30 protein-coding genes are annotated in these 25,366 nt (G+C 69.7%); 13 read left to right on the top strand and 17 right to left on the bottom strand.

Annotated elements, in window-relative coordinates; translation table 11 throughout:
* Positions 1-20: 20 nt before the first annotated feature.
* From ABJF88_08465 to ABJF88_08445, 5 genes are read right to left on the bottom strand one after another with little or no spacing between them, the layout of a single operon-like run.
* Positions 21-449 (bottom strand): molybdenum cofactor biosynthesis protein MoaE, encoded by a 429-nt coding sequence (locus ABJF88_08465; protein ID MEP0546951.1) that lies wholly within the window; start codon positions 447-449, stop codon positions 21-23.
* 10 nt (positions 450-459) lie between these two features.
* Entirely contained in the window at positions 460-720 is a 261-nt protein-coding gene (locus ABJF88_08460) for a MoaD/ThiS family protein (GenBank protein MEP0546950.1), read from the bottom strand.
* Between the two features lie 5 nt (positions 721-725).
* Entirely contained in the window at positions 726-1,874 is a 1,149-nt protein-coding gene (mobB, locus tag ABJF88_08455) for a molybdopterin-guanine dinucleotide biosynthesis protein B (GenBank protein ID MEP0546949.1), read from the bottom strand.
* Between the two features lie 20 nt (positions 1,875-1,894).
* Positions 1,895-2,845 (bottom strand): GTP 3',8-cyclase MoaA, encoded by a 951-nt coding sequence (moaA, locus tag ABJF88_08450; protein ID MEP0546948.1) that lies wholly within the window; start codon positions 2,843-2,845, stop codon positions 1,895-1,897.
* Positions 2,845-4,029 carry a molybdopterin molybdotransferase MoeA gene (locus ABJF88_08445; GenBank protein ID MEP0546947.1) on the bottom strand — a complete coding sequence of 395 codons (1,185 nt, stop codon included), beginning with the start codon at positions 4,027-4,029 and terminating at the stop codon, positions 2,845-2,847. Before ABJF88_08445 ends, moaA begins: the two co-directional genes overlap by 1 nt.
* 244 nt (positions 4,030-4,273) lie before the next feature.
* On the opposite strand from ABJF88_08445, the gene ABJF88_08440 reads away from it, so the two are divergent.
* Positions 4,274-5,662: a PAS domain S-box protein gene (locus ABJF88_08440; protein MEP0546946.1), complete on the top strand. Its 1,389-nt coding sequence runs from the start codon at positions 4,274-4,276 to the stop codon at positions 5,660-5,662.
* A 35-nt stretch (positions 5,663-5,697) separates the two neighbouring features.
* Here ABJF88_08440 and ABJF88_08435 read toward each other — a convergent pair whose 3' ends face one another.
* The 11 genes from ABJF88_08435 to ABJF88_08385 form a co-directional block, all read right to left on the bottom strand.
* A complete protein-coding gene (locus ABJF88_08435) occupies positions 5,698-6,852 on the bottom strand; it encodes an MFS transporter (protein MEP0546945.1) in 1,155 nt (384 codons plus the stop codon).
* A 66-nt stretch (positions 6,853-6,918) separates the two neighbouring features.
* Positions 6,919-7,179 (bottom strand): DUF6755 family protein, encoded by a 261-nt coding sequence (locus tag ABJF88_08430; protein MEP0546944.1) that lies wholly within the window; start codon positions 7,177-7,179, stop codon positions 6,919-6,921.
* On the bottom strand, positions 7,176-7,790 hold the full coding sequence (locus ABJF88_08425; protein ID MEP0546943.1) for a Rieske (2Fe-2S) protein: 615 nt from the start codon (positions 7,788-7,790) through the stop codon (positions 7,176-7,178). The genes ABJF88_08430 and ABJF88_08425 overlap by 4 nt, the downstream gene beginning before the upstream one ends.
* Entirely contained in the window at positions 7,787-8,467 is a 681-nt protein-coding gene (locus ABJF88_08420; GenBank protein MEP0546942.1) for a 4Fe-4S dicluster domain-containing protein, read from the bottom strand. Before ABJF88_08420 ends, ABJF88_08425 begins: the two co-directional genes overlap by 4 nt.
* A gap of 26 nt (positions 8,468-8,493) precedes the next feature.
* Entirely contained in the window at positions 8,494-10,773 is a 2,280-nt protein-coding gene (locus tag ABJF88_08415) for a molybdopterin oxidoreductase family protein (GenBank protein ID MEP0546941.1), read from the bottom strand.
* Positions 10,774-10,785: 12 nt separating this feature from the next.
* Entirely contained in the window at positions 10,786-11,967 is a 1,182-nt protein-coding gene (locus tag ABJF88_08410) for an MFS transporter (GenBank protein ID MEP0546940.1), read from the bottom strand.
* Positions 11,968-12,123: 156 nt separating this feature from the next.
* On the bottom strand, positions 12,124-13,350 hold the full coding sequence (locus ABJF88_08405) for a hypothetical protein (GenBank protein ID MEP0546939.1): 1,227 nt from the start codon (positions 13,348-13,350) through the stop codon (positions 12,124-12,126).
* Entirely contained in the window at positions 13,343-13,774 is a 432-nt protein-coding gene (locus ABJF88_08400; protein ID MEP0546938.1) for a hemerythrin domain-containing protein, read from the bottom strand. Before ABJF88_08400 ends, ABJF88_08405 begins: the two co-directional genes overlap by 8 nt.
* Positions 13,771-14,169 (bottom strand): group III truncated hemoglobin, encoded by a 399-nt coding sequence (locus ABJF88_08395; GenBank protein MEP0546937.1) that lies wholly within the window; start codon positions 14,167-14,169, stop codon positions 13,771-13,773. Before ABJF88_08395 ends, ABJF88_08400 begins: the two co-directional genes overlap by 4 nt.
* The gene (locus ABJF88_08390) at positions 14,166-14,624 is read right to left on the bottom strand and encodes an Rrf2 family transcriptional regulator (GenBank protein ID MEP0546936.1); all 459 of its coding nucleotides are present in this window, start codon (positions 14,622-14,624) and stop codon (positions 14,166-14,168) included. The genes ABJF88_08395 and ABJF88_08390 overlap by 4 nt, the downstream gene beginning before the upstream one ends.
* Positions 14,625-14,954: 330 nt before the next feature.
* Positions 14,955-15,611 (bottom strand): transcriptional regulator, encoded by a 657-nt coding sequence (locus ABJF88_08385; GenBank protein MEP0546935.1) that lies wholly within the window; start codon positions 15,609-15,611, stop codon positions 14,955-14,957.
* A 153-nt stretch (positions 15,612-15,764) separates the two neighbouring features.
* Between ABJF88_08385 and ABJF88_08380 the strand changes: the two genes are divergently transcribed.
* From ABJF88_08380 to ABJF88_08355, 6 genes are read left to right on the top strand one after another with little or no spacing between them, the layout of a single operon-like run.
* Complete coding sequence (locus tag ABJF88_08380; GenBank protein ID MEP0546934.1) at positions 15,765-16,040, top strand: DUF2249 domain-containing protein; 276 nt, start codon at positions 15,765-15,767, stop codon at positions 16,038-16,040.
* Positions 16,021-16,752 carry a hypothetical protein gene (locus tag ABJF88_08375; GenBank protein MEP0546933.1) on the top strand — a complete coding sequence of 244 codons (732 nt, stop codon included), beginning with the start codon at positions 16,021-16,023 and terminating at the stop codon, positions 16,750-16,752. Before ABJF88_08380 ends, ABJF88_08375 begins: the two co-directional genes overlap by 20 nt.
* Positions 16,753-16,778: 26 nt before the next feature.
* Entirely contained in the window at positions 16,779-17,030 is a 252-nt protein-coding gene (locus ABJF88_08370) for a DUF2249 domain-containing protein (protein ID MEP0546932.1), read from the top strand.
* A 9-nt stretch (positions 17,031-17,039) separates the two neighbouring features.
* Positions 17,040-17,462 carry a metal-sulfur cluster assembly factor gene (locus tag ABJF88_08365; GenBank protein ID MEP0546931.1) on the top strand — a complete coding sequence of 141 codons (423 nt, stop codon included), beginning with the start codon at positions 17,040-17,042 and terminating at the stop codon, positions 17,460-17,462.
* A gap of 23 nt (positions 17,463-17,485) precedes the next feature.
* Positions 17,486-17,773: a DUF2249 domain-containing protein gene (locus tag ABJF88_08360; GenBank protein ID MEP0546930.1), complete on the top strand. Its 288-nt coding sequence runs from the start codon at positions 17,486-17,488 to the stop codon at positions 17,771-17,773.
* Between the two features lie 39 nt (positions 17,774-17,812).
* Positions 17,813-18,190, top strand: a complete 378-nt coding sequence (locus ABJF88_08355) for a ferredoxin family protein (protein MEP0546929.1) — start codon at positions 17,813-17,815, stop codon at positions 18,188-18,190.
* 22 nt (positions 18,191-18,212) lie between these two features.
* Here ABJF88_08355 and ABJF88_08350 read toward each other — a convergent pair whose 3' ends face one another.
* Positions 18,213-20,189, bottom strand: coding sequence for a tetratricopeptide repeat protein (locus ABJF88_08350; GenBank protein MEP0546928.1), 1,977 nt, complete (start codon positions 20,187-20,189; stop codon positions 18,213-18,215).
* Positions 20,190-20,404: 215 nt separating this feature from the next.
* Between ABJF88_08350 and ABJF88_08345 the strand changes: the two genes are divergently transcribed.
* From ABJF88_08345 to ABJF88_08320, 6 genes are all read left to right on the top strand, one after another.
* Positions 20,405-20,830 carry an OsmC family protein gene (locus tag ABJF88_08345; protein MEP0546927.1) on the top strand — a complete coding sequence of 142 codons (426 nt, stop codon included), beginning with the start codon at positions 20,405-20,407 and terminating at the stop codon, positions 20,828-20,830.
* Between the two features lie 53 nt (positions 20,831-20,883).
* Positions 20,884-21,609, top strand: a complete 726-nt coding sequence (gene ric / locus ABJF88_08340) for an iron-sulfur cluster repair di-iron protein (protein ID MEP0546926.1) — start codon at positions 20,884-20,886, stop codon at positions 21,607-21,609.
* A gap of 33 nt (positions 21,610-21,642) precedes the next feature.
* On the top strand, positions 21,643-22,170 hold the full coding sequence (locus ABJF88_08335; protein ID MEP0546925.1) for a cytochrome c: 528 nt from the start codon (positions 21,643-21,645) through the stop codon (positions 22,168-22,170).
* A 5-nt stretch (positions 22,171-22,175) separates the two neighbouring features.
* On the top strand, positions 22,176-22,406 hold the full coding sequence (locus ABJF88_08330; protein MEP0546924.1) for a hypothetical protein: 231 nt from the start codon (positions 22,176-22,178) through the stop codon (positions 22,404-22,406).
* Positions 22,407-22,537: 131 nt separating this feature from the next.
* Positions 22,538-23,680 carry a hypothetical protein gene (locus ABJF88_08325; protein MEP0546923.1) on the top strand — a complete coding sequence of 381 codons (1,143 nt, stop codon included), beginning with the start codon at positions 22,538-22,540 and terminating at the stop codon, positions 23,678-23,680.
* Between the two features lie 224 nt (positions 23,681-23,904).
* Positions 23,905-25,350, top strand: coding sequence for a nitronate monooxygenase (locus tag ABJF88_08320; protein MEP0546922.1), 1,446 nt, complete (start codon positions 23,905-23,907; stop codon positions 25,348-25,350).
* The last annotated feature ends 16 nt before the right edge of the window (positions 25,351-25,366 follow it).

Below are 25,366 nucleotides of genomic sequence, written 5' to 3'. Positions count from 1 at the left end.
CGGGGTAGCGCTGGCTCCCCTCAGTTCGTTCGCTGCTCGGGCGGGCGCGCGGCACCGTTCACCCACTCCGCCGTGCCGTCGGCGTAATGCTCGCGCTTCCAGATGGGCACCCGGCGCTTGAGCTCGTCGATGACGTAGCGGCAGGCCGCGAAAGCGGCGTCGCGGTGCGCGGCGGAGACCCCCACCCACACGGCGAGGTCGCCGACGGCGAGGTGGCCCGTCCGGTGCGCGGCGCCTACGCGCTCGGCCTCGAAACGCTGGCCGGCCTCCGTAACGATGAGGAGCCCCTCCTTCTCGGCGAGGGCGGTGTACGCCTCGTATTCGAGCGAGACGACGCCCCGCCCCTCGTTGTGGTCGCGCACCCACCCCTCAAACGCCACGAACCCGCCGGCCGAGGCGGCTTCGAGGGCACGGCGGCAGTCCGCCGTGTCGATACGTTCGTTGGTGATCCGAAACACGTCAGCCCCCCGCCGTAGGCGCAATGAAGACGACGAGATCGCCACCCTGAAGGGCGTCGTCCCATGAGGCGAAGGCGTCGTTCACCGCCACCTTGACGGAGCGCGTGTCGAGGCGGAGGGCGTCGCTCATCCCCAGCTCCTCGTACAGCTCGCGCGGCGAAGCGGCCTGCGTCGATATGGTCTCGCTATCCTTCCCGCGGAGGTCGCGGAAGAGGGCGTAGTAGTGGACGACGATCTGCTTGACGTCGATCTGCTTCTTCATGGGGATCAGGTTTGCGCGGACGACTGCAGGGCCGCACGCGCCGCCTCGTACTCGCCGGGCGTGTTGGCGTTGTCGAGCGCCCGCGCGTTCGCTAGGTCGAGCAACCGGGGCACCGACTCGATGAGCACCTTGCGCGGGCAGGCCATCCCCAGCCCGGCGGCCTGGAGGAGGCGCAGGCGGGCGCGCGGCTCCCAGACGGCGCAGAGTGGCTCGGGCAGGCCCTCGTGGCTGCCGCCGTGGGTGCTTCGGTAGGCCGTCGCGAGCTTGAGCGGGTCGCGGCCCGCCACGAGGTCTTCGAGCGTCCGCGCGTCGAGGAAGGGGAGGTCGCACGCGGCGACGAGCCACGCGGCCTCGGGGTGCGCCTCCATCGCGGAGAGGATGCCCGTGGAAGGTCCCCACGCCGGGAATCGGTCCTCAATGCGCTCCGCCTCGGGCATCCCCTCGACCGCCTGGCCGGGGCGAACGGAGAGGAAAACGCGCTCGCAGACGGTGCCGAGGAGGCGGGCCGTGCGCGCGGCCTGCGGCTCTCCTCGGTAGTCGAGCGCCCACTTCGGGCGGCCCATCCGCCGGCTCTCGCCGCCGACGAGCACGAGGCCGTAGAGCGGTGCTTCGGCCTGCCGACGAACGTGAGATTCGATCAGCTCGGCGACGTCGTCCACGTCGTCGCGGTGGAAGAGCGGCACGCCGAGCCCCTCGGGCCGCTCGGCGGGGCCGACGACGGCGAGGACGTTCGTGAACCGGCCGTCGCGGTACTCCCGTTCGGCGCGGCCGTCGGGGTCGAGGAGGAGGAGCTTGGGGAGGTCGGAGCGCTTGAACCCCTCGGCGAGGACGAAGTCGGCGTCGAGGAAGGCGGTGGCGCGCTCGAAGGTGGAGTAGGGGAGGGTGCTGATCCGGGCGAAGTGGCGGGGGTCGTTGATCATCACGCCCGCCGCGCCGGCCTCGGCCGCCCGGTGCGTGTCCTTCCCCGGCTCGTCCATCTCGAACCGGTGCGCGTCGTGCTTAACGAAGCCGACGTGGTAGCGGTCGGCCCAGCGCGCGAGGAGGCGGCACGCGAGCGTCGTCTTGCCCGCCCCCGAGTAGCCGCAGAGCGCCACCTCGAACGGGTGGTAGGTGAACCGGCGACGGGTGCGGTCGCACGTCTTCTCGCTGGACATCCTCTTGCTGGGCATCTCGCTCATCCTCCGATCTCGTGCATGGGCTGCGCGATCTCCGGCAGCCGCCCGGTGGGCTTCATCGCCATCACCTCGGCCAGCACCTCCGGGTAGCGCTCGCGCGGGACGCCCACGAGGCTCAGCCCGTCCTCAGACATCAGGCAGGCGCGGAGCCGGCCGCGCGCGGAGAGGCGTAGCCGCGAGCACGTAGCGCAGAACGGCCGGCTCTCCGACGCGATGAACCCGACCTCGGCCCCGTCGTCGGTGCGGAATGAGAACGCTGTCGCGTCGGCCTCGGCCTCGATGGGCGTGAGCGCGTTTCTCTTGCGGAGCCGTTCGATCACCTCGCCAGCCGGGACGAACAGATCGTCGTGCCGCCCGCGCTGCGGTCCAATCTTCATGTATTCGAGGAAGCGGACGGGGACGCCGTGCGTGGCCGAGAAGGCCACGAAGTCCTCGACCTCGGCGTCGTTCGCGCCGCGGATGAGGACGACATTCACCTTGACGGGGAAGCCCATCGCCTTCGCCTCCAGGATCGAGCGGAGCACGCGGTCGAAGAAGGGCGTGCGGGTGATGGCCTCGAAGCGGTCGGCGCGGAGGCTGTCGAGGCTGACGTTGACGTGGCGGCAGCCGATTTTTTCGAGGAACGGGAGGTGGTCTTCGAGCCAGTACCCGTTCGTCGTGAGGCCGAGCTTGTCGAGGGGGAGCGCGGCGACGCCCTCGGCGATCTCTCGGAACTCCCTCCGCGCCAGCGGCTCGCCGCCCGTGAGGCGGACCTGGCGAACGCCCTCCTCAACGAGTCCGGCGACCATCCCCACCAGCTCGTCCGGCGGGAGCAGCGTCGCCGACGGCTGGAAGCGGACGTTCGCGGGCATGCAGTACGTGCACCGGAAGTTGCACACGTCGGTGAGCGAGACGCGCAGCTTGCGGATCCAGCGGCCGTGGGGGTCGGTGAGGACGGGGAGGAGTTCCATCAGGCGGCGCTCCAAGAGTAGAAGGGGACGGGGCTGGGCTGCTCGACCTCGGCCGCGACCTCAGCGAATCCGTCGCTCGCGAGGAGCGAGAGGAAGTCGCCGGAGCCGTTGGAGTGGACGGGGTGCGCGTCGAGGCCCTCGCGGCGGGCCGGCACGAAGAGCGTGAAGTCGTTTTTCCGCCTCGGTAGCCGCGCGAGCCGGGCCGTCTCCGGCGGTCGGGGCGTCTCGCCGGCGGAGGCTGCAAGAAAGGGGAGCACGTAGCGATACAGACACACGAGCGCGGAGACGGGGTTCCCCGGCAGTCCGAAGACCGCCTGCCCGCGCGCCGCCGTGCCGAACCAGAGCGGCTTGCCCGGCTTCTGGCGGATCTTGTGGAAGACCTCGCGCACGCCGAGTTCGTCCAAGAGCTTCGGTACGAGGTCGAACTTGCCGGCCGAGACGCCGCCGGAGAGCACGAGCACGTCGGCCTCATCGAGGGCGGCACCGAGGTGGTGCCGGAGCTGGGCCTCGTCGTCGGGCACGTGATCGAGCTGCACGTCCGGGTAGCCGTGCCGGTGGAGCGCGGCGCGGACGGCGGGGCCGTTTGACTCGCGAATCTGGTGCGGGAGCACAGGGGCGTCTACCGCCACGACCTCGTCGCCCGTCGTGACGACGGCGATCTGCGGCAGCGCCGCCACGCGAACCTCCGCCTTCCCTATCGAGGCGAGCGCGGCGATGTCGGGCGAGCGGAGCCGGGTGCCCGCCTCTAGCACCGGCTCCCCCGCCCGACGGTCCGAGCCGCGGACGTGCACGTTCTGCTTCGGTTCCACCTCGACGCTGTCGCGCAGCGTGGCCCAGCCGCCCGAGAGGTCGAGGTCCTCATAGCGGACGACCGTGTCGCACCCCTCCGCCAGCGCCGCGCCCGTCATGATCTCGATACATGCTCCCGTCTCGGGGAGCGTGTGGGGCGGTTCGCCCGCCGCCTGCGTGCTCGCCAGCCGGAACCGACGCGCTCCGTCTTCCAGTCCGGCCGAGGCCACGGCGATCCCGTCCATCGCCACGCGGTCGAAGGGGGGGTAGTCGCGGTCGGCCGCCACGTCCTCGCGGAGCACGCGGCCAACGGCCTGCGTCAGCGGGACGGAGACTGCCCCGCGCGTGCAGGCGTGCTCGGCTAGGAGGAGGTCGGCTTCCTGAACAGTGATCATTGCTGGGGTTCGCGAGAGGCAACGAGGGATGACAAACTACGGGGCCGCTGCAGGCGGCGGGGCATCCCGACGCGGGCCTGATCGGTAGCCACGCAGTAGGCCAGTACGGGGGCCACACGCTCGCGGCTGTGTAGGGATGCAGCTTACACGCGCGAGGTGGTGGCCCCTGTCGCGTCGAACCGCAACGATGGGGGATCATGGTACCGTGCCGACTCTCCAGCGACCACCCCCGGCGTCCTGAACGATGAACGTTACCCCGTATCGCGATGTCCTCCTCGGTCCGCTACGTCGGGGGGAGGCGCGGGCCGACGTCGTGCTCTTCGGGGCGCTGCTGACGCTCGTCATCTTCGTCGTCGACCTCTGGCTGCCCCTCGGCATCGCGGGGGGCGTCCCGTACATCGCGCCCGTCCTTCTGGCGATGTGGTTGCCGGACCGACGCCTCATCATCGCCGTGGCGGCGGTGTGCTCGTTGCTCACCGGCGCCGGGCTGTGGCTGTCCCCGCCGGGCGCGGCGCTGTCCATCACGCTCACGAACCGGCTCCTGGCCGTCGCCGCGATGTGGACCGTCGCCGTGCTGTCGTTCCAGCGGAAGGCCTTCGAGGGTGCTCTGCTCAGGAGCGAAGCCAAGCACCGGGCCGTCCTCGCCACGACGGCTGACGGCGTTCTGACGCTGGACGCGCGTGGATGCATCACCTCAGTCAACCCCGCGGCCGAGCAGATCTTCGGCTATGCCGAGCCGGAGCTCCGTGGCCGGCCCTTCGCCGAGCTTTTGAACCCGGAGCACCGCGTGCGTTTCGAGCGGGACCGCGCCATATTCCTGCGACCGGCCGAGCAGGGCGCCACACGTACTCACGAGATGGGCGGGCGGCGCGAGAGCGGGGCCTGCTTCCCCGTCGAGGTCGTCTTCGTCCCGGTGACACACGAGGAGGGGCTCCAGTACACGGTGACGGTGCGGGACATCACCGAGCGCCGCCTGCTGGAGCAGCACGTGCTACGGGCGAGCGACGAAGAGCGATGGGCCGTCGGGTACAGCCTCCACGAGGAACTCGGGCAGTCGCTCACGGGACTCGGCATGATGAGCCGCCAGCTCGCGCGGCACCTCGAGAGACGGCAACTCGCCGAAGCGGACGAGGCCTTAGAGCTAACGGCGCACCTGCACCAGGTGGACCAGCAGGCGCTGAGCCTGTTCCAGTCCGTCGCACCCCTGGAAGCGATGGGCAGCCTGGGCAACGCCCTCGACGAACTAGCTGCGACGGCCGCTCAGCGGCACCGTGTCCCTATCTCGGTGCACCGGGACGGCTTAGAGGCTCCCGTCAACCGCTTCGAAGCTGCGCAACTCTACCAACTCGCTAAAGACCTGCTCAACGCGACCCTGAAGGATCAGGGGCTGGAGCGCGTGGTCGTCGAAGCCGGACGCGACGACAAGGAATGCTGGCTGCGGTTCCGTCTGCTGTGGGGTGAAGGGAGCCCGGCCGGATGGGATGAGTGCCTCCCCCCGTTGGCCTACCGTGCAAACCTGATCGGGGTACGCGTCGAGTCGGCGGATGTCGGGGGGAGCGAGGAGAGCACCGTGACATACCGTTGGTTCGCCGCTGCGGCGCTGAGCGGGGCCGGACCTCACCTGCCGGCCTAAGCAGGCGAGGGCAACCCCGGTCAATTTGCCTAGCCTCAGGCGCTCGGGAGCTTCACGTCCCGCAGACGCCACGCCGTGTAGACCGCCCCCGCGAACGCGACGTCCGAGAGCAGCATGAGGCCGATGGCGTACGACCCCGTCGCCTGAAAGACGAGCCCCATGATGATCGGCGGGAGGAACCCGCCCAAGCCACCCGCCGCGCCGACGAGACCCGTCACGCTCCCGACCGTCCCGGCCGGCGAGCGCCGGCCGACGAGCGCGAACACGGCCCCGTTGCCGACGCCGAGCGCGGCGGCAATCGTCAGGAAGCCCACCGTCGCCGTCACGATGTCCGGCTCGAACGCCGTCACGATCGCGCCGACGCCAATCGCGAGGAAGGAGCCGAGGAGCACGGGCACCCCGCCGAACCGGTCTGCGAGCGCGCCGCCGACCGGACGGGTCGCCGTGGCGAGGACGATGAAACCGGCCGCCCGCAGCGCCGCGTCCGGCACGGTGAGGGCGTAGGCCTCGGTCAGGAACGTCGGCAGGTAGGCGCCGAAGGCGACGAAGCCGCCGAACGTGATGGCGTAGAGCAGCGCGAGGTCGCGGGCGATGGGGAGCTTCACGGCCGCGACGAAGCCCGCCATCATCGACCCGGTCGAAGCCACCCGCCCCGGCGCATCGCGGCCGAGGAGCGCGAAGACGACGGCCGTCACGGCGAGCGCGCCCGCCACGACGAGGTACGCCGATGGGAGCCCGAAGGCCCCCGCGATGGGCGGCGAGAGGAACCCTGAAACGGCCGTGCCGACGTTGCCCGCGCCGTAGATGCCGAGGAAGAGGCCGCGCCGCTCGGGGGCCACCCACGCGTTCACGAACGGGATGCCGACGGCGAACGAGGCCCCACCCAGCCCGAGGAAAAAGCCACCAACGAGCAGCGACGGGTAGGCGTCGGTCGCGGCAAGGAAGAGGACGGGCACGATCGTGAGCGCCGTCACGGCCGTGAACATGATCCGGCCGCCGTAGCGGTCGGTGAGCGCGCCGATGGGGATGCGGGCCAGCGCGCCGATGAGCGCGGGGACCGCGACGAGGAGCGAGACCTGGAATGGCGAGAGGGCGAGGAGCTCTCGGTAGGTCGGTGCGAGGGGGCCGAGGAGGTTCCACGCCCAGAAGTTCACCGCGAGCGCGAGCGTGGCGAGTGCGAGGGCGCGCACCGCACCCCGTCGGTCGGGCGGTGCGTCGGTGGCAGACGTGGGGGCCGGAGGGGCTAGAGGGTCCATTCAGTCGAGCCGGTAGAGGTACCAGAGGAGGCCGGCGTTGAGGCCGAGGCAGACGAGGCTCGCGAGGGCAGCGGGCCACACGACGCCGGTGTCGCCGCCGAGGTAGGCGTTCATCGTCGCGGTCAGCAGCCAGAGCTGCAAGATGACGATCAGCACGACGAACAGCAGGATGCCGTTGACGATCGTCATCCGCTGGGCGCGGACGAAGGGCGGGCGTCTGCCGGGAGCCCGTTCGTCGGAGAAGGCAGGGCGATGCTTCATGCCGCAGGCTCCTCCACGCCGGTCGCGTAGACGATGCTGCCGCGGACCTCGACGGAGACGCGCGGGAGCGGGCGGCGCGGCGGCCCGGCGAGGGGGCGGCCCGTCTCGAGATCGAACCAGCCGTTGTGGCACGGGCAGTGGAGCTCCAGCCCCCGCTCAGACGCGGCGACGCCCATGCCCTCCCGGTGCGCCGGCACGATGGGGCAGAGGAGGTGGGTGCACTGCTGGTCGTAGGCCACGAACGTCGCCGCTCCGGTGCGCACGAGTAGCCGCGGCGTGCTGCCCTCGGGGTAGCGGAACGTCTTGGCCCCGCCTATGGGGAGCTCGTCGACATCCGCGATGGCGAGCGCCGGAAGCGCGGCCTCGCGCCGCCCGAACAGGCTCTTCCCGACGATCCAGAACTGCCCGACCACGAAGGCCACGCTCGTGAGGCAGATGAACTTCACGAGGTCACGGCGCGAAACGTACTCGTCCTGCGGCCAGTCGATGGGGAAGTCCCGCCGCCACTTCGGCTGCTCGGCGAGCGGGCGACCGTCGGGCGGGACGGTCGAGCGGTCGGCGTCCTGCGGGGCGGAGGCACCACGGGAGATGAGGGGGGGCTCGGGGCTCATGCGTCAGCGGGGTCGTCGTTGAGAAGGTCGATGAAGCCGTCGCCCCCGAACACGTCGTCGTCGAAGATGTCGTCGAGCATCTGGTGTCCGATCGTCGGCTCGTGCATGGCGGCCGTCACGTCCACCCAGTCCGGGCCGTCGTCGGCGGGGACCATCATGTTCACCTTCGTCGTGATGGTCTGCGCGCCGAACTGGAAGGTGTTGACGGGGCGGGCACTCGGCCGGAGGCGGGCCATCTCCTCGCGCGTCCCGAAGGCGAGGGCCTGGCTCGGGCAGACCGAGGCGCACATCGGCTTGAGCCCGACCGAGGTCCGGTCGTAGCACATGTTGCACTTCATCATGAGCTGCATCTCGGTGTTCATCTTCGGCACGCCGAAGGGGCAGGCGAGGACGCAGTTGTTGCACGCGATGCAGCGTGGCTTCCGGGCCGAGTGGACCACGCCGTCCTCGGTCCGCTTGATGGCGTCGGCGGGGCAGACCTCGGCGCACGTCGGCGAGTCGCAGTGCATGCACACGACGGGCACCGTCTGCGTCGAGTGGGCGCGGTCGACGTAGTCGAGCTGGATCATCGACTGGCCGCGGTGGGTGTCGCACTCGGCGCACGCCTGCACGCACGCCTGGCAGCCGATGCAGCGGGCGGGATCGATGAAGAACTCGAGCGTGGCGGGGACGGGCACGGGGACGGAGGGCTGGGTGGAGGGGCTTACTGCTGAGGCTGGAGTTGGTCGGCGTACTCGGGTGGGGCCTCAGCCTTGGAGACGCGGACGGCGCACACCTTGTACTCGGGGATCTTCGAGATCGGGTCCTGCGCCGAGATCGTGAGCTGGTTGGCGCTCTTGCGTCCGGCCCAGTGGTAGGGGATGAAGACGGTGTCCGGACGGATCGTCTTGACGACCGAGGCGCGGAGCGTGCAGTTTCCCCGGCGGCTCTCGGCCGTCGCCCAGTCGCCGTCTCGGATGCCGAGCTTCGCGGCGAGGCGCGGGTGCATCTCGATCTTCGGCTCGGGGTAGTGGTCGAGGAGCGGGCCGATGCGGCGGGTCTGATTGCCCGAGAGGAACTGGCTGACGACGCGGCCCGTCGTGAGGATGACGGGGTAGTCGGCGTCCACGTCCTCGGTCGGGCCGACGTACTCGGTCACGTTGAAGCGGGCCTTGCCGTCGGGGAAGTAGAACGGGCCGGCGCCCTTCGCAATCGGGTTCCACGAGCCGGGCTCAAACAGGCGGACGGTCCCCTGCGGACCGGGCAGCGGCACGCCCTCCGGCGTCTCGGCCGGGCACGGCCAGAACACCCCGTAGTTGTCTTCGACGCCCTCCCACGTGATCCCGGAGTAGTCATTCGTGTAGCCCTTCGACGCGATGCGCAGTTCCTCGAACATCTCACGCGGCCCGCTGAACGTCAGCCCACGCTCTCGCCCCAGTGCCTTCGCGATGTCCTGAATGATCTCCCAGTCGCGCCGCGCCTCGCCGGGGCAGTCGACAACCTGGTTGATCTTGATGACGCGGCCTTCGAGCTGCGTCACCGTCCCCTCGTCCTCCTCCTGGAGCGAGCCCGGCAGCACGACGTCGGCGTAGCGGGACGTCGCACTCATGAAGAAGTCGATGGCGACGAAGAACTCCAGCTTGTCGAGCGCCTCGCGGACGAAGTTGTTGTCGGGGAGCGAGACGACGGGGTTGAAGCAGATCGAGAGGAGCCCCTTGATCTCACCGCTGTGCGCCTTCCGCATGATCTCGTAGGCGTCGACGCCGGGCTGCGGGAGGTCGTCGGGGTCCATGCCCCAGACGCCGGCGACGTAGGCCCGGTGCTCGGGGTTGCCGAGGTCGCGCCCGCCGGGGAGCTGGTCGCACTTCTGCCCGTGCTCGCGCCCGCCCTGCCCGTTCGCCTGGCCGGTGATCGTCCCGTAGCCGCAGTTTTCGCGGCCGATGCGCCCGGAGGCGAGGACGATGTTGATCGCGCTCATCACGTTCTGTACGCCACGGCTGTGGTGCTCGATGCCGCGCGCGTGCATCAGAAAGCTCGTCGAGGCCTGGCCCCACCACTCGGCGGCCTGCTGGATCGACTTCTCGGCGACCCCCGTGACCTCGGCCGTCAGCGCGGGCGTCCACTTGCTCACCTCCTCGGCGACGGCGTCGAACCCGACCGTGTGGTTCTCGATGAAGTCGTGGTCGAGCCAGTCGTGCTCGATCATGAGGTGGAGGACGCCGTTGAAGAGCGCCGTGTCGCGGCCCGGCTTGACGGGGAGGAAGAGGTCGCACGTCCGCGCGATCGGCGTGATGCGCGGGTCGGCGACGATGACCTTCGCGCCCTGCTCGCGCGCCTGCCAGACGTAGTTCGTCGTGATCGGCGCGCACTCGGCCACGTTCGCCCCGCTGATCCAGACGACCTCGGCCCCGAGGATGTCGCCCCATGGGTTCGCCGCGCGGTCGACCCCGAACGACTTCTTGTTACCCGCCGCCGCGCTGACCATGCAGAGGCGGCCGTTGTAGTCGATGTTGGCCGTCTTCAGCGCCATGTGGGCGAACTTGCCCATGAGGTACGTCTTCTCCGTCGTCAGGCTTGCCCCGGAGAGTATGGCGAAGGCGTCGTTCCCGTACTCGCGCTGGATGCGGTCGATCTCGTCGGCGACGCGGCGGATGGCTTCGTCGTAGGGCATCTCGGAGAACCCGCTCGGCGCGCTCGGGTCCTTCTTGTAGGCGTGGAGGAGGCGGTCGGGGTGGCTCTGCTGGAGGTAGCGCTTGATCCCCTTCGGGCACATCATCCCGCGGTTGAACGGGAAGTCATACCACGGTTCGACGCCGACGACGGTGTTGCCCTTGACCTTGAGCTGCATCCCGCACTGCTGGCCGCAGAAGCAGCAGTGCGTCTTGACGAGTCGGTCCGGCTCGACGCCCGTGTCGACGCGGATGTCGCGGGCGTACTGGAGGTACGGGCCGAACTCGCGGATGGCGTCGAGGTCGAGGCCGGGCGTAGGCGTAGTCGTGGGCATGGGAAGAGCAGATTACGGGTGGAAGTTCTCGGCGTCCTCGGCCCCGAGGGGGCCTTCGCCCGTGCCGGGGTTGGCGTAGACGGGCATCGGGATGGGCCGCCCGTCGAGCGGGAGCGCCGCGCCGCCGCGCCGGCCCTGCCACCGGAGCCCCTGCGCCATGACGAACGAGGCGCGGCGGCACGGCGGGCAGATCCACTGGTAGTGCTCGACGGCCTGCCCCGACGCCGCGCCGTCGGACGCCGTGCTGCCGGGGATCTCGTAGCGGTAGCCGAGCTGTCGCTCGACCTCGATGAGGTCCTCGACGTGCATCCGCGACGTGAAGGCGTGCCCACAGCGCCGGCAGTGCGCCGGCTCCTCGGCCCGCCCCACGTCTTTGTAGAAGCCGACGCCGAGTTGTGCTGGCCGCTGGAAGACGTGGAAGAACTTCCCGAACGGGAGCCAGAGGAACGTCCCGATCACGGTGATGGCGTGGAGGATGGCGATGAAGGTGTAGGCGTACCCCGCCATCCACGTGTAGCTCGCCGTCAGCATCAGCCCGGTCAGGCTCACGGCGAAGAGGAGGATCAGCGGCATGAAGTCCTCCGCGAAGCGCTGGACCGCCACCGCGCCCTCCTCCCGCATCCGCCGCCGCATCGCAAGCATCACGCCCGCGATGACGAGGAAGGACGACCACACGAGCCCGTGGAAGAGGAAGAACGCGACCGCCGACTCGTGCGGGAACCGGAACAGCGGGAAGCCGAAGACGACGGCCTCGTAGAGCGCGAGGTCGCCCGCGACAGGCCGGAAGTAGAGCCATCCGAAGACGAGCGGGAACGTGATCGCAACGGCGATCAGGCAGCCCCACATGATGAGGAGGTGCGTCACGCCGCGCAGCGTGCCCCGCTTGAAGATGAACCGGTTGGCGAGCACCTCAGAGCCGACCCGCTTGAACCAGGTCCCGGCATTGCGGGCGCGGTAGCCGCGCTTGAAGAAGGCCTCCCAGCCGCGCCGCCAATAGACCGCCGTCGGGGGCCGCTGGAGCCACATCGTGTAGCGGTACGTCAGCCCGAACGTGGCGAAGAGGACGGCGAAGGTGTAGCCGACGAGGGCCGCGTCGAAGTGCTCGAGGTTCCGCGAGCCGACGAGGATCAGGACGCCGAGGACGAGGGTGGCGCCGAGGCCCCACCCGGTCGCTTTTCGTGATTCGCGGCTCATGGATCACCCTACATGCTTGAGACAGGCATTCTTGAGACAGGCGTCTCCCGCAGCGACAGGACGAGATAGGCCGAGTCGAGGCGTCCACCGCCGGGGAGCTACAGGGAAGGTACGTATGGGCGCTCTCTTTTCGAAGATTAACGAGGACGAAACCATCTATTGAAGCACGCTCTTCGGCGGGAACAGGTCTAAATGTATCTCCCTGAACCCGATCCCCATCGCCCCGGCAGCGAGCACGGGACCGAGGGCGCACCACGCGACGAACTCGGCGATCCACGCGCCGCCCCACGCCGCCGGCCAAGCGGGCGTCATCGTCAGAAGCGAAGCGAGGAGGAGCACGACGGATGCGGCAAAAAGGGTGTGGCCTCGCGTCGCCTCGGTTCCCCACGCGCCGCGTGCCGCCGCGACGAGGCCGAGCGTGACGAACCCGAGCAACATGAGGTGGAGATAGAGGATGCGGAAGCCGGGCACGGCCGCCCACCCCGCCCCCGGCGCGGCGCTCACGGCCACCTCGCCGAGCGCCTTCAGTGCGAGTAGCCCGAGCGCCAGCCGCCACAGCCCGCGAAGCCTCGGCCAGAGTGCGACCACGACGACGAGGAGCCCGACCCCGACGAGCACGCCGCCGAGCCGGGCCAGCCCCGCGAAGAGCGGAGGTACGAGCGCCGCGGGCATCCCCAGCGCGAACGTGAACGGCACACCCGCTGCCGCCAGCCCCATGCCCCAGCGAGCGAGGCGGCTCTCACTCTCGGCCTCCGTCGCCGCGAGGCCGAGCACACCGAAGACGAACCAGCCCTCGGAGAACACGTCGAGGAAGAGGTGGGTGAGGGCCGTCTTGAGGGCGATGTTCTCGCTGCCCACGACCTGGAGCGCCGGTAGCCCCCACGCGCCGAGCGTGGCGAGGACGAGGAAGAACAGCGCGAGGTCGAAGAGCCAGAGCCCCAGTGACGACGGGGCCGCGCGCCGCGCCCGTGCATAGAGTGCGGCGAAGGCGTACCACGCGAGCACGTTGAGCCCCGCCGCCACTACGGAGAGCGGAAGCCGCGCGTCGCCGATCACGGCCGGCGCATAGCCGAACAGCAGGAACGGCGGATAGGCGAGGAGCGCCAGGACGAACGTCGCCCCAATCACGAGGCCCGCCCCTGGCATCGGCCGCCCTCCGAGGTGGGGGAGGCGGTACGCGATGAGGGCGAAGAGCGCCGGCGTTGCCCACCCGAAGTACATCAGGTGCGAGTGGGCGTGGCGCACGTTCCCCAGGTCGAGCCCCAGCGCCCCACCGTGCGCGATGGCGAACCGGAAGAATGCCCCGGTGAGGCCGGCGAGGACGAAGACGGCGAGGGCACCGCGCCATGCCCATCGGAGCGGGAGTCGCGTGGGCTCAGTCATCGGCATCGGGGCCATCAGCATCGGGCGGAGCCGACGTCCCGATTCCCAGGAGCCCCTCGGCGACGGGGAACGCCTCGCGTTCCTCAAACCGGATGTGGGCAGCGAGCGCGTCAGCGAAGGACGTAAGCACTTCCCCCGGGGCTGCACCCGCCTCCCCGACGGCCTCCGTCAGCCTTCGGAGCGCCTCGTGCTCGCGGCTCATCCGCTCGGCGAGCGGCGGGGCTCCCTCGCGTAGAACGGGCAGCACGAGCGCCTCCTCCTCGGCAAAATGAGGGACGAGGTGATCGCACCAGAACGCGGCGATGATTCCGGGCCAGTCCGTCATGTCCTCGCCGGCGCGGAGCGCCTTGCGGAGGCGAGCTACAAGATGCAGCCCCTCGTAGTGATCGTGCGAGAGCGGCTGGAGGGCTGGGGAACGCTTCACGAGGGCACCTCCGCCTCGGGCACATCATCGCCGAAGACGCCCCAGAGGCCGAGCTTGACCTGGAAGACGCCCGCGATCTGCTCGGCCCGCGCCTTCATCCGCTCGGCGTGCTCGCCTGCGAAGTGGGCGTCCACGGTCTGGTGAAAGCGCTCGACCCAGTGCGCGAAGTGCGCGCGCGTGAGGCCCTGCATCCGCGTGTGGGGGTCGAACGGCCGCCCCCGGTACGCGCCCGTCCCGAACACGACGGACGACCAGAAGCGGACCATCTTCGGGAGGTGCGCCGCCCAGTCGAGCCCGGCGAAGTAAGGGCCGAGCACGGGGTCGGCCTCCATATCCGCGTAGAACGTGTGGACGACGGTGCGAACGTCATCGGTCGTCTGGAGGTCGGGCTTCATGGAGGCGTGGGCCGAGCGGGTGGGGGCGTGGCGAGTCGGAAATCACCGACTTGGATGCGGGAAGCGGTGGCGGCGAGGGTGGCAGCGGCGAACATGCGCTCGACGCGGTCGCGGGCAGGCCCCCACTCGTCGTGGAGCGGGCACGGCTTCCGTTCCCCACAGCCGGGGAGTCCGAGGACGCACTCGCTGAAGATGGCAGGGCCGTCTACGGCGAGGACGATCTCCTTGAGCGCGATTCGGTCGGCGGGACGAGCGAGGGCGACGCCGCCCTTCGGCCCACGCATGGACCGGAAGAGGCCGGCACCGGTGAGCGACTGGACGGTCTTGGCGAGGAACGGGTAGGGAATGCGGAGGGCCTCGCTGATCTCGCGCACCGCGATGTACGCCACGGGGTCGGCCGCCGCCACGTAGAGCGCGGTTCGGAGAGCGTATTCGCAACGCCGGGAGAGTAGCATGGCTTATTCGGATCGTCTCGTCCTGAATTGGAAATGCATATTGAAGCCGACGATGGAAGTTCGGTGGTCTCCTCACTCTGTTCAGGAGACAGAGGAATCAACGGGAGGCTCGACGCACGGAATCCCGGCTCCCCGTCTCGACGCTATGCCGGGCTCGCAGGAGCTCCTCCAGATCCAGCGTCCGCACGGCCCCCACAGCGCACTCCCACGCGCCGGTGCAGCAGAGGCCGCTAATGGAGGCTGCTTCGAAGGCGTCGAGCGCCGCGCGCAGACACGCGGCACGGACGGCCTCGGCCAAGCGGGCGTCGTCGGGGGATGGGGAGGGCTCGTTCATGGAGCACCGGCCTCTTCGGAAGCGGGGAACTCGTAGGTGCAGGCCGGGAAGCCATCGGGGATGTACGTCACGCGGCTGATCCGGTCGTCGAAGACCCGCTCGAAGAAGCGCGCTTCGAGCCGGCACGGTAGCCGCGTGCGCTTGACAGCCTCTGGGAACGGGCAGTTGCACTCCCGGATGACGAGGCCGCCCTCGTCGCTTCGCACCTCCGGCATGAACCCCTGCTCGCGGAGGAGTTCCACCAGCACCGACAGACGCTCGTCCCCATCGCCCTCGGGGACTTGGCTGAGCCGGTGCTGCACGTCGCGCAGCCGCTCGTCCCAGTAATGCTCGAAGAAACCCTCGATGAGCGCGTCGTCGTCCCGCTCCTGGAGGAAATCGAGGAGGCGGCCCAGAAGCACGCCGTCGCGGGAGGGAAAGAGGGCCTCGGCCTGGGGCGTGAGGGCGTACCGGAGACTGGGACGACCGCGCGGTTGCCGTTGGGTCGAGCGCTCCACGAGGCGGTCGCGCTCGAGCCCGCCGAGGTGCTGGCGCAGCGTGGGCCGGGTGAGGCCGGTGGCCGCTTCGGCGTCGTCGAGCGAGATCGGACCCTGCCGCTTCATCAGGAGCAGGAGGTCGCCCTTCGTGCCGGAGGGGAGGAGGGAAGAAGGCATGCCGGTGATACGGAGGATCAGGGATCGGGTGCCTGCAAGATATGAAGGGGATGTGATTTATGCTTTAAAGAAGCTAATAACCATTTTTAACTTGATAAAGGCTCGCGAGGCTCCTACTTTCGGGGTGTCCCCCTCCTTTCAACCCCGCGACCCATGTCTGCCACGACGGAAGAGAAAGTCCTCGATGTGCGGCCTCTCCCGCCGCCTCAGAAGCACCCCGCCATCTTCGCCACCTTCGACGCCCTCACCCCCGGCGAGCACTTCGTCCTCGTCAACGACCACGACCCGATCCCGCTCAAGCACCAGTTCGACTTCGTGCGGAAGGGGCAGATCGGCTGGGAATACCTCGAGCAAGGGCCGGAGCTGTGGCGCGTCAAGATCAGCCGGCTCACTGGCGACCCCGTCCGCGATGAAGCTGCTGCTGAGTAGCGACGCCCTCCCCGATGCTACCGCCGAGGGGCTGCGTGTGGCCGGGCGTCGGCGCTCGCTCGCGGGCCTGGAGCTGAGGCTGGGCGCGGGCCACCACCACGGTGCCGATGCCTCGCCGTGCGCCATCCGGCACGAGGCCGGCGTCGACTGCTTCCCGGCGACGCCGACCGACCTGCCAATCGCGTGGCTCCTGCTGCCCGACGAAGCCGACCTCGCCATGCGGTCGATATGGTCGAGCGCGGCCTACGGGCTCGGTGCCGGGGTACTGCTCCGGCGCGCGACCGTCGAGTGCCCGGCCCTATCGCACACCGCGCTCCTCCACGACACGGACCTCGACGCTGCCCGCCGGGCGGTCGCATGGGCCGAGGATCACGGCGCACAGACGGGCTGGGAGGTGCGCCCCGCCGCATTCGATCCCGACCGCTGGACGGCCGTGCTCGACGCCACCGGGCCGCACCTCGCCCACGTCCGACTGCTCGGTGCCGGCCCTGAAGCCGAGGCGGAAGGCGGGGCCTCCGACGGCACGGGGTGGCTCTTGAGCCGGCTCGCGCTGCGCGGCTACGGCGGCACCGTGGCCCTGGCCCCCTCGTCGCCGGAGCACCTCGCGGCCTGGGAACGCTGGCTCCGGCGCGGGCGCGGCTGGGGCTGGGGCTCCGCCGCCGAGAAGAAAGCCGCCGCCGAACGAAAGGTCGCCGCCGGCTCGACTCGCTGAACCATCTCCCTACCCGGACGATCCCCATGACCGCGACGCACCCCCCCACGATCCAGGTGCTCGACGTGCGCCCCGTCGAGCCGAAGCACCGCTTCGAGACCATCATGGGCGCCTACCACGCGCTCCCGTCCGACGCGGTCCTCGAGCTCGTCGTGGACCACGACCCGGAGTGCATGTACTACACGCTCCTCGCCGAACACGGCGCAGCCGCCTTCACGTTCGACTACCTCGAGCGCGGCCCCGTGACGTGGCGTGTCCACGTCACCCGGACCGGCTGAGCCCTCGTGATGTCCTTCTTCCGATCCCTCCGACGGGGCGCCCACGCCGCCGAATCGGCCGAGCCCTCGAACACGCCTGAGCCGCCCGATACCGAGGCCGCGCCCGATACCGAGGTCCCCTCACGCCTCGCCCTCGCCGACGGGCTCCGCAGCGTGATCGACCCCGAGGTGGGGCTGAACATCGTCGCCCTCGGGCTGATCTACGACCTCCAGCTCGAGGACGGCACGGCGACGGTGCGCCTGACGATGACGACGCCGGCCTGCCCGATGTCGAGCTACATCAAGCAGCAGGTCGGCGGCGTGCTCCAGCGTGTGCCGGGGCTGCGGCGCGGCGTCGTCGAGCTGGTGTGGGACCCGCCGTGGTCGCCGCACATGATCGTGCCCGAGGCGCGCGCGACGCTCTACGGCGGGCGGCGGCCTCCCACGTATTGAAACGCTTCCAACCTCTCCTTCTCATGCCCGACGTACACGAACCGCGCCCCGAAGCCCTCGCTGAGGTCACAGAAGCCGAGCGGGTCGAGCTCGACGTGCGCCCCACGCTCCGCGACGGCGGCGAGCCGTTCTCGCTCATCATGGAGACCGCCGGCCGCGTGCCCGAGGGCCACGTCCTCCGGCTGCACGCCCCCTTCAAGCCCGTCCCGCTCTTCGGCGTGATGCGCGCCCGCGGCTGGAAGCACTGGGCCGAGCTTGGCGAGGGGGACGAATGGATCGTCTGGTTCTACCGGACGCGCGACGTCGCCTGACCCCGCCCGCTGACGCATCAACGAGAAACTTCGAACCCCATGCCCTACGTCGTCGCCGAGCCCTGCATCAACTGCCTCCACACGGACTGCGTCGAGGTCTGTCCTGTGGATTGCTTCTACGTCGGCCCCAACTTCATCGCCATACACCCCGACGAGTGCATCGACTGCAACGCCTGCGTCCCCGTCTGCCCGACCGAGGCCATCTATGCCGACGACGAACTGCCGGCCAAGTGGGCGCACTACGCCGAGTGGAACGCCTACCTCGCCGAGCAGTGGGGCCAGATGGGCCACAACCTCACCGAGAAGCAGGAGCCGCTGCCAGAGTCGGAGCGGTGGGCGACCCCGCCCGAGTCCGAGCATAAGTCAGAGGAGGACATCCTGACCTGGGACGTCGAAGCCCCCGAGCAGGAAGCGTAACGACGGGGCCGGGGCCGCTTCTTCAGCGCCCGGCTTTTTCCACCGTTTCCAGGAACTGCCGGTAGCGGGCCTTCTCTGGGAACAGCCGGACCAGCCGCTCGGCGTAGGGCCGGGCCTCGTCCGCCCGCTCGGTGTTGAAGTAGAGCGAGGCGAGGTTCGCGAGGGCCATCTCCAGGTCGGAGTCGAGCCGGAGCGCCGCGCGGAAGTCCGCCTCGGCGGCGACGAGGTCGCCGAGGAGGAGGTGTGCGAAGCCGCGGTCGTTGTAGGCGTCCTCGAACGTCGGGTCCTCGGCGAGAAGCGCGTCGTAGGCGGCGACAGCAGCGAGGAGCTGCCCGGCGTCGGCGTAGGCCGAGGCGAGCTCCTTCCGGAAGCGGAGGTGGAACGGGGCCGCATCCACGGCACGGCGGAGGTACCTGATGGCAGCCTCGTACTCGCCGGACCGGGTGAACGCCTCTCCGATCCGGTAGAGCGCCCACGCGTCGAGCGCGCCGGTGTCGATCTGACTAGCGAGAGTACGGACGGCGGCGTGGTCGCCGCGGAGGAATCCGAGGCGAATGAGCGACGGGGCGAGGGCCTGGAGCGGCTCCTCCGCCCGCCCCCGTTCGAGCCGCACGGCTGCCGAGTCGAGAAGACGGGGGCGGTTCGTGACCGTCTCATAGTGCTCCATGAAGCCCTCGGCTACCTCGCGGTTCGACGGGTTGGCCGCGATGAGGCTGGCGAGGCGGACCATCTGTCGGCGAGCCTCCACCTCGGCGGTCGTGAGGGCCGGGGTAGGAATCGCTTCGGCCGGGACGCGAATGAAGTGGTCGGTGATGGTGATGTGGGGGATGTCCCACGAGCCCGAGGTCGACATGTGGCAGGCGACGCAGTCAGTCGGGGCCGTGGCGTGGACCACCTCCGGCTCCGTGCAGGCGGAAGCCTTTGCGGCTCCTATGTCTTCCGATCCGGACTCCAAATTGTCCCCGAGGACGGTAGCATGGCAGGAGCGGCAGGACTCGTTGTAATCCAGCGTCTTGACGGGGACGTGGGGGTCGTGGCAGGTGATGCACGTCATCGGCTCGAAGGGGCTCTCCGGCTCGTGCGTGGCCTGGAAGCACGCACTCATCCGGAGGCGGTCCGGGTGCGCGGCCATTCGGAAGCGGGCCGTGCTGTCGGCCTCGCGCACCTCGAAGACGTTGAGGACAGCGTCGAGGCGCATGCCCGGTCGGAAGTCGGCCGGCCCCCTCCCCTCGCGGAACGTGCCCGTCCCCTGCATGTGGCATCGCTGGCACACGTCGAGTTGGCGCTCGGGCGGGAGCTTGCCCGGGTTGACGATCGTGTAGTCGATTTCCTCCGAGACGTCGACGACCTCGCCGGTCCGCTTCGCCTCGACGTGGACGGAGCCCGGCCCGTGGCACCGCTCGCAGTCGATGCCGAGGGGGACGTGGTCGAACTTGTTCTCCGAGCCCTCGACGAAGCCGGGCAGGGCGTTGTGGCACGTCATGCACGCCTCCGTGATGGGCCGGCGGAACCGGCTGTCCCTGTTGTGATCGAAGCCGGGAGGGAGGTCCCACCGCCCGTCCTCGACGTACCACGTCACGGGGATCTGGTAGACGTACCCGTTCTCCTCGCGCATGTGAGAGTTGGTGTGGTGGCCGGAGCCGACGATGAAGTCGATCTGCTCGACGCGCCGGTGGACGGTGTCGCGCCCGGCGAGGCGGTACTCCATGACGAAGAGGTCCTCGCCGCGGTGGAAGGGGAGGTAGTAGAGGTCGCGCTCGGCGTCGTAGACCGGCTCGATGCCCTCCCAAGAGGCATCGCTGTTGCTGAGCGTTGCCGCCCGGAACGAGCGGCCCATCTCCGACTGCATGAAGGTCTCGTACTGCGCGGGGTGGCAGGTGCGGCAGGTCTCGGCCCCGACATAGGTCGCCTCGGGGCCGAGGTTGAGGTAGGCCCTTTCCGCGGCGGGCAGGGAAGAAGGATCTGGCTCGCCCCGACACGCGCCGAGCGCGAGAAGCACCAGGAGAAGAGAGAACGACGATCTCATGAGGGAAGCGTGGCAGTCGGTGCGGCCCCGACACTACGGCATCTCGGCCCCATTCAACCGCTTGGAGCCGCGAAGTAGAGTCGGGATGTCATAAAAAAGTTAAATCACTTCTTTAAATTACAAAATACGTTTCTGGCCCTACCTTGCCAACGTCTCCCTCACCCAGCGAACCCTAAGAGGAACCTCCCATGATCACACGCACTGCCCAGGCCGTTTGGAACGACACCCTCAAGCGGGGCGGCGGCACCGTCCGCTTCGGCGACGTCGAACGGCCGTACTCCTTCGCTTCACGCTTCGAGCAGGCAGGCGGCACCAACCCCGAGGAGCTCATCGGCGCGGCCCACGCCGGCTGCTTCTCGATGGCCCTCGCGCTCGTCCTCGGCGAGGACGACCACGAGCCGAAGGCGATCCGCACCACGGCCACCGTCACGCTCGACCCCGACCAGCTCGCCATCACGAAGGTCGAGCTGGAGACGGAGGGCGAGGTGCCGGGGCTCGACGAGACCGGTTTCCTCGAGGCGGCCGAGAAGGCGAAGGCGGTCTGCCCCGTCTCGAAGGCGCTCGCCGGCGTCGAGGTGGTGTTGAAGGCGGCGCGCCTCGCCGAGCCCGCGTGACGAACCCTCGCCTCTTCCATCCAACCCCAGCCAACAACTAACCCCATACAGCCATGGAACTCTCCCAAAGATCCGTCGGCGAGATCGTCGCGGAGGACTACCGCCGGGCCGGCGTGCTCAAACGCTACGGCATAGACTTCTGCTGCGGAGGCGGCCGGACGCTCCAGGCGGCCTGTGAAAAACGCGGCGTGCCCCTCGGCGAGATCGAACAAGCCCTCGCCCTGACCGACGACCGGAGCGGCGCCGCTACCCCCGCCCGCGCCGAAACCTGGTCGCCGGACTTCCTCGCTGACTACATCGTCAACGTCCACCACGCCTACGTCCGCGAGAATATCCCCGTGCTGCGGTCCTTCACCGAGAAGGTCGCCCGCGTCCACGGCGGCACCCACCCCGAGACGGTCGAAATCGCCGGGCTCTTCGACGAGCTAGCGACGGAGCTCGGCGTCCACCTCGAGGACGAGGAGGGGGGACTCTTCCCGTACGTCCGGGACCTCGTGGCGGCACGGCGCGAGGGCCGCGAGCCGGAGCGGCCCACCTTCGGCTCGATCGGCGCGTCCATCGAGGAGCTCGAGCGCGAGCACGAGCACGCGGGGGCGCTCCTCCGGGAGATCCGACGCCTGAGCGACGATTTCACGCCGCCCGAGCACGCCTGCGCCACGTTCCGCGCCGCCTACGCGAAGCTGGAGGAATTCGAGGACGACCTCCACCTCCACGTCCACCTCGAGAACAACGTGCTCTTCCCGAAGGCGGCGGCGCTGGAACCCGCGCCGGCGGCGTAACCACCGAGAAGCCGATAGAAAATGACCCGAACCATGCGAGACGTTTACAGAAGTCCGACGGTCGTTCGCCTTTTACTGATCGGCCTCGCGGTGATGGGGGCCGCTGCCTGCCGGTCGCCAGCTCCCGATGCCGAGACGCCCGGCAACGCCGAGGCCGTGCCAGCAGATGCGGGGCACGCGGCCCGCCAGGACGGTGCGGCCCCCGACGGGGTGCCCCTGCGCCCCATCATGCAAAAACTGGGGGCCGACATGGCGGGCTTCACGCAGGCCCTATGGCTGGAGGAGTACGATCAGATGGCCGCTTACGCGGACGACATCGTGAACCACCCACTCATGTCGCCCGCCGAGATCCAGCGCATCAAGAGCGAGCTCGGGCAGGAGATGGACGGCTTCGTCGCGGCGGATGAGGCCGTACACACCGGGGCGCTGCGCTTGGAGGAGGCCGCCGAGCTACGCGACGTAGACATGATCTTGCAGCGTCTCAACGAGCTACAGGTCGGGTGCATGGCCTGCCATACCCGGTTCCGCCAGCGGCTGCGCACCGACCGGCCCGTGCCGTAGCGCCTATGCCGATCCAGATCGATCGCGCCTACGACGCGTCCACCGAAGACGGCGTGGTCCGCATGTTCCTCAACCGGCTCTGGCCGCGCGGCATCTCGCAGAAAGCCCCGACCCGGGCCAGGGCCAGGGCCAGCCCGGACTACCTCGGCCCTACAGCCTTCGTCAAGGCATGCGGCCACATAATCTACACGCGCGACGTGGGGGCGGTCGAGCGCTTGGCGATTCTCGAAGGCTAAGGAAGGGCTGTGAATATGCTACACGGTCATCAATTGCGTGGAGGCCTGCCCCAAGGGAAGCGACAATCCGCGCTAGATCTCAGCGCTCAAGCAGAAAGCGACGGCCCGACGGTGATGCAGAGCGAGGCGACATGCAGATAGAGCAGCCCGGACGACGGTGGCGCTACCCGCTCCTGGCGCTGGGCATGCTGGCGCTGCTGGGGGGGTTGTGGGCCGGGCTCCTCCGCCTCGGCTGGTCGCTGGAGCCGTTGCAACCCACACTGGCGATGCTGCACGGACCACTGATGGTCTGCGGCTTCATCGGCACACTCATCAGCCTGGAGCGGGCGGTGGCGCTCGGGCGGCCCTGGGCCTACACGGCCCCGGTCTGCACCGGCCTGGGCGGCGTGCTGCTCGTCGCGGGCGTCGGGACGTGGCACGGGCCGCTGCTGGTCGCGGGCGGGAGCGCCATGCTGATCGCCATCTTCGCGGCCGTCCTCCGGATTCAGCCCCAGGCCTTCGCGGTGGTAATGGCGCTGGGGGCCGTCGCATGGCTCGTCGGGAACGTGGCCTGGCTCGGGGGCGCTCCGGTGTTTCACGTCGTACCGTGGTGGCTGGGCTTCCTCGTGCTCACGATCGCGGGCGAGCGGCTGGAGCTGAGCCGGATGCTCTTCCACGCGCCGCGCGTCCAGCGGCTCTTCCTGCTCTTCACGGGGCTTTTGCTCGCCGCGCTCGTCGTGACGGCTCTCGTGCCGGACGTGGGGATGCGGCTCGTCGGGGCGGCGCTCGTGGCCCTCGCGGCGTGGCTCGCCCGCTACGACGTGGCCCGCTTCACGGTCCGGCAGTCGGGGCTGACGCGGTTCATCGCCGTCTGCCTCCTCACGGGCTACGCGTGGCTGGGCGTCGGGGGAGTGCTCGCGGCCGCGCTCGGGGGTGTCGCGGCCGGGCCGGGCTACGACGCCGTGCTCCACGCCGTCTTCGTCGGGTTCGTGTTCTCGATGATCTTCGGGCACGCGCCGATCATCTTCCCCTCCGTACTGGGCGTGCCGATCACGTACCAGCCGCTCGCCTACGGCCCGCTCGCCCTCCTGCACGCCTCGCTCGTACTGCGCCTCGCGGGCGACCTCCTGCTCGTGGGCGGCGTCGCGGGGGCGCATCCGCTGCGCGCGTGGGGCGGGATGCTCAACGCCGTCGCCGTCGTGCTCTTCCTGGCGCTGACGGTCTACGGCATCGTCAGGGGCCAGGCGGCACCCGTCCCGGTTGTGTTTTCAGAGGGGGAATCGGGCCGGGCCTGACCTCGCCCGCCACTTCGCAAAGCAGCACCGGCCTACCTCGCCGGGCCGTGCTCGTTTAGATCGCCGCTCGTCGGGATCGCCCTGGGGGTGTGGTCGTAAGGGCGGGCGGTTCAGAGGAGCCACGGCGGGTCCGTGTAAATAAGGAGGATTCCGAGGAATGCAGGGGAGGAGAGAGAGGGCGTAATTATATTTAGGACTACGCCATCCTAAATAGGTGCTCCGTCATGCCTCTCTCTCACGCGGTCCCACAGATCATCCAAGGCGGGATGGGCGTCGGCGTATCGAGCTGGCGGCTGGCCCGCCGCGTCGCCGAGCTCGGCCAGTTCGGCGTAGTCTCCGGCACCGGCATCGACACGGTCCTCGCGCGCGAGCTCCAGCAGGGCGACCCGAACCAGCGTCTCCGCGTGCTCGGTGCCTACCCCGACCCCGAGGTCGTCGGCTGGCTCACCGAGCGGTTCTACGTCGAGGGCGGGATCGAGGAGGGGACGCCCTACAAGCTCCTCCCGATCCACCGCTTCAAGCCGACCCTCCAGTCGCAACGGGTCCTCGCCGCGGCGACGTTCAGCGAGGTCGCCCTCGCCAAGGAGGGGCACGAGGGTCCGATCGGGATCAATCTCCTCGCCAAGCTCAAGCGCTATACGCTGCCGTGCCTCTACGGCGCGATCCTGGCCGGCGTGGACGCCGTGATGATGGGGGCGGGGATCCCCATCGAGGAGGTCGAGGAGGTGCGCAAGCTCGCCGCCGGGCAGCCCGCCCGCCTCCGCCTCGACGCCGATGCGGCACAGGCTCCCGAGGGCGCGGGGCCGTTCTTCTACGACCTCGACCCGGCCGACCTCGTCCCGGAGCCGCGCCCGCTGCCGTGCCCGGCGTTCTACCCCGTCATCTCCTCCGACCTCCTCGCGTCCATCCTCTTCAAGAAGCTGCCCGAGGGAAGCATCGCCGGGTGGGTCGTAGAGGGGCCGACGGCGGGGGGCCACAACGCCCCGCCCCGGAACAAGGGCACTGACGCCGAGGGCAACCCGGTCTACACCGAGCGCGATGTCGCAGACCTCGACCGCATCGCCGCGCTCGGGCTGCCGTTCTGGCTCGCCGGCGGCTATGGCACGGCGGAGAAGCTGCGCGAGGCGCTCGACGCCGGGGCCGCCGGCATCCAGGTCGGCTCGCTGTTCTCGCTCGCCGACGAGTCGGGCTACCCGGCGGCGGCGAAGGCCGAGCTCATCGGCGGGCTCCACCGTGGTGACCTCGCCGTGCGCACGGACGGGCGCGCCTCGGGCACCGGGTTTCCGTTCAAAGTCGTCGAGATGAAAGGCACGCTCGGCGTCCCCGAGAACCTTGCGGGGCGGACGCGGATCTGTGACCTCGGCTATCTCCAGCAGGCGTACGTCGACGAGAAGGGCCGCGTGCAGGGCCGATGCCCGGCCGAGCCCGTGGCCGACTACGTCCGCAAGGGTGGCAAGGAGGAGGAGACGCACGGCCGCGCGTGCCTCTGCAACGGGCTGATGGCGAACATCGGGCTGGGGCAGACACAGAAAGGGGGCCGCGAGGAGCGGCTCTTCACGGCCGGCGACGACCTCGTCAACCTCCCCCTCGGCTCAGCCGAGCGTCCCCAGTACGACGCCGCTGACGTGATCGCCTACCTCCGTGGCGAGGCCGCGCCCGCCACCGCGTAACCCCTTTCTGCTCACC

The organism is Rhodothermales bacterium (assembly GCA_039944855.1).
Lineage (GTDB): Bacteria > Bacteroidota > Rhodothermia > Rhodothermales > JANQRZ01 > JBBSMX01.
The sequence above is the reverse complement of the archived record's forward strand: the minus strand, read 5'-3'. Positions and strand labels throughout refer to the sequence as shown.

Bases quoted from the DNA above. Each gene is read 5' to 3' on its own strand.
- ABJF88_08460 (MEP0546950.1), bottom strand. From the start codon at position 720: ATGAAGAAGCAGATCGACGTCAAGCAGATCGTCGTCCACTACTACGCC.
- mobB (MEP0546949.1), bottom strand. From the start codon at position 1,874: ATGTCCAGCGAGAAGACGTGCGACCGCACCCGTCGCCGGTTCACCTAC.
- moaA (MEP0546948.1), bottom strand. From the start codon at position 2,845: ATGGAACTCCTCCCCGTCCTCACCGACCCCCACGGCCGCTGGATCCGC.
- ABJF88_08445 (MEP0546947.1), bottom strand. From the start codon at position 4,029: ATGATCACTGTTCAGGAAGCCGACCTCCTCCTAGCCGAGCACGCCTGC.
- ABJF88_08440 (MEP0546946.1), top strand. From the start codon at position 4,274: ATGAACGTTACCCCGTATCGCGATGTCCTCCTCGGTCCGCTACGTCGG.
- ABJF88_08430 (MEP0546944.1), bottom strand. From the start codon at position 7,179: ATGAAGCATCGCCCTGCCTTCTCCGACGAACGGGCTCCCGGCAGACGC.
- ABJF88_08425 (MEP0546943.1), bottom strand. From the start codon at position 7,790: ATGAGCCCCGAGCCCCCCCTCATCTCCCGTGGTGCCTCCGCCCCGCAG.
- ABJF88_08415 (MEP0546941.1), bottom strand. From the start codon at position 10,773: ATGCCCACGACTACGCCTACGCCCGGCCTCGACCTCGACGCCATCCGC.
- ABJF88_08410 (MEP0546940.1), bottom strand. From the start codon at position 11,967: ATGAGCCGCGAATCACGAAAAGCGACCGGGTGGGGCCTCGGCGCCACC.
- ABJF88_08405 (MEP0546939.1), bottom strand. From the start codon at position 13,350: ATGACTGAGCCCACGCGACTCCCGCTCCGATGGGCATGGCGCGGTGCC.
- ABJF88_08395 (MEP0546937.1), bottom strand. From the start codon at position 14,169: ATGAAGCCCGACCTCCAGACGACCGATGACGTTCGCACCGTCGTCCAC.
- ABJF88_08390 (MEP0546936.1), bottom strand. From the start codon at position 14,624: ATGCTACTCTCCCGGCGTTGCGAATACGCTCTCCGAACCGCGCTCTAC.
- ABJF88_08385 (MEP0546935.1), bottom strand. From the start codon at position 15,611: ATGCCTTCTTCCCTCCTCCCCTCCGGCACGAAGGGCGACCTCCTGCTC.
- ABJF88_08380 (MEP0546934.1), top strand. From the start codon at position 15,765: ATGTCTGCCACGACGGAAGAGAAAGTCCTCGATGTGCGGCCTCTCCCG.
- ABJF88_08375 (MEP0546933.1), top strand. From the start codon at position 16,021: ATGAAGCTGCTGCTGAGTAGCGACGCCCTCCCCGATGCTACCGCCGAG.
- ABJF88_08370 (MEP0546932.1), top strand. From the start codon at position 16,779: ATGACCGCGACGCACCCCCCCACGATCCAGGTGCTCGACGTGCGCCCC.
- ABJF88_08365 (MEP0546931.1), top strand. From the start codon at position 17,040: ATGTCCTTCTTCCGATCCCTCCGACGGGGCGCCCACGCCGCCGAATCG.
- ABJF88_08360 (MEP0546930.1), top strand. From the start codon at position 17,486: ATGCCCGACGTACACGAACCGCGCCCCGAAGCCCTCGCTGAGGTCACA.
- ABJF88_08355 (MEP0546929.1), top strand. From the start codon at position 17,813: ATGCCCTACGTCGTCGCCGAGCCCTGCATCAACTGCCTCCACACGGAC.
- ABJF88_08345 (MEP0546927.1), top strand. From the start codon at position 20,405: ATGATCACACGCACTGCCCAGGCCGTTTGGAACGACACCCTCAAGCGG.
- ric (MEP0546926.1), top strand. From the start codon at position 20,884: ATGGAACTCTCCCAAAGATCCGTCGGCGAGATCGTCGCGGAGGACTAC.
- ABJF88_08335 (MEP0546925.1), top strand. From the start codon at position 21,643: ATGCGAGACGTTTACAGAAGTCCGACGGTCGTTCGCCTTTTACTGATC.
- ABJF88_08330 (MEP0546924.1), top strand. From the start codon at position 22,176: ATGCCGATCCAGATCGATCGCGCCTACGACGCGTCCACCGAAGACGGC.
- ABJF88_08325 (MEP0546923.1), top strand. From the start codon at position 22,538: ATGCAGATAGAGCAGCCCGGACGACGGTGGCGCTACCCGCTCCTGGCG.
- ABJF88_08320 (MEP0546922.1), top strand. From the start codon at position 23,905: ATGCCTCTCTCTCACGCGGTCCCACAGATCATCCAAGGCGGGATGGGC.